General features: G+C 74.6%; 2 protein-coding genes. Both read left to right on the top strand.

Going from position 1 to position 1,925, the window contains the following annotated elements; genetic code table 11:
- A partial coding sequence (locus ACSNOD_RS30820) for a hypothetical protein (RefSeq protein ID WP_436770374.1) occupies positions 1 to 254 on the top strand: 254 nt, incomplete at its 5' end.
- The coding region (locus tag ACSNOD_RS30825; protein WP_436770375.1) for an aspartate aminotransferase family protein at positions 251 to 1,925 on the top strand (1,675 nt) is incomplete at its 3' end. The genes ACSNOD_RS30820 and ACSNOD_RS30825, both read left to right, overlap by 4 nt.

A 1,925-nucleotide genomic window follows, 5' to 3' on the forward strand; every position in this document is an offset into this window, starting at 1 on the left:
TACGACGCGGGGTTGCCGACCACCGCCGTGTACAGCGGCGGGGCGTCCTGCACGGGCCGACGTCCGGCTCTGCCCCCGCCCCTGCCCGCGCGGGACACGACCACGTCACCCGGCGCGAACTGGAGGAGCTCGCCCGCCGGGTCCAGCAGCTCTCCCAGCTCCAGGTGCAGCTGATGTCCCAGGTCGCGCAGTTGCTCGACCGGCAGTTACCGGCGCCCGCCGCCGCGGCGCCCGACGGAAAGGCGAGCTCATGACCGCGCTGGACGCCGCGACCGAGGCCCTGGACCGGGACCTGGCCGCCATGGCCGACCTCGCGCGGCGCATCGCCCGGCACGTCCAACCGCCCGCGCCGGCACCGGCCGCCCCGGCACCGGCCACCCCGCCATCGAGCGACGCGGACCCCACCCCCGCACCCGAGCCGGCGCAGCACGTGCACGGCCCGCGCGTGACGCTCTCCCGCGACTCCGGCATGGTCCGCCCCACCGACCGCGGCGACCGGCGGCAGCACCTCCAGGACCTGATCCGCCGCTACACCGCGAAGACCCCCACGTCCAAGGCCCTGACCCAGCGCCACCGCCGGGTGCTGGCCGACAGCCGCGCCGTCGTGGGGTTCCGCGGCGCCACCAAGGAGATGCTCTACCCCATCGCCGCCCGCCGGGCGAGCGGCTCCTCGATCGAGGACATCGACGGCAATCGCTATGTCGACATCACCATGGGCTTCGGCGTCCTGCTGTTCGGGCACGAACCGCCCTTCGTGAGCGAGGCCGTGCGCGAGCACCTCTCCCGGGGCCTGCGGCTCGGTCCGCGCGCGGTCGAGACCGGGGAGGCCGCCGAACTGCTGACCGAGCTGACCGGCATGGAGCGGGTGGCCTACGCCACCTCCGGCACCGAGGCCAACTCCGGCGCCATCCGCCTGGCCCGCGCCGCCACCGGCCGCCGGCGGATCGTGACCTTCCGGGGCGCGTACCACGGCCACGCCGACCAGGTGCTCGGCCGGTCCCTGGGCAGCGGCCCCGACGCCGTCACCGTGCCCGTCTCCACCGGCATCCCCGACAGCGCCGTCGCCGACCTCCTGGTGCTCGACTACGGCAGCGACTTCGCCCTGGAGACCGTCGAACGGCTCGCGGGCGAGATCGCCGCGGTCGTGGTCGAGCCCGTGCAGAGCCGCCACCCCTCCCTGCGCCCCGCCGACTTCGTACGCCGCCTGCGGGAGGTGACCCGGCGCCACGGCATCGTGCTGATGTTCGACGAGATGCTGACCGGCTTCCGCCCCGCGCTCCGCGGCGCCCAGGAGCTCTACGGCGTCACCCCCGACCTCGCCACCTACGGCAAGCTCCTCGGCGGCGGCCACCCGATCGGCGCCATCGCCGGCCGCGCCGACATCATGGACGGCATCGACGGCGGCCACTGGCAGTACGGGGACGACAGCCACCCGCCCGCCGACACCACCTTCTTCGGCGGTACGTACCTCCAGCACCCCGTCTCCATGGTGGCCGCCCGCGCGGTCCTCGCCCACCTCAAGGAGCACAGCCCACGGCTCCAGGAGCGGCTCAACGCCCGCACCGACGAGCTCGCCGCGGCCCTCAACGGCTTCTTCGAGGCCGAGGGGTTCCCGCTGCGCATGAGCCACTTCGGATCGATGTTCCGCTTCGAGCACCGCGCCGACATGGAGCTGCTCTACCACCACCTCATGCTCCGGGGCGTGCACGTCTGGGAGTGGCGCAACTTCTTCCTCTCCACCGCGCACTCCGACACGGACGTCGAGTTCGTGATCGACGCGGTGCGGGGGTCGCTGCGCGAGCTGCGCGGCGCGGGCTTCTTCCCCGAGGGCCCCGCTCCCGCCCAGGCCCGTACGGTCGAGGTCCCCGGGCCCGTGGCGATCACCTGGAAGCCGGCCCCCGCCGCCCCGGCGCCGGCCCCGGCTT

The organism is Streptomyces sp. URMC 123 (assembly GCF_051386515.1).
GTDB lineage: Bacteria > Actinomycetota > Actinomycetes > Streptomycetales > Streptomycetaceae > Streptomyces.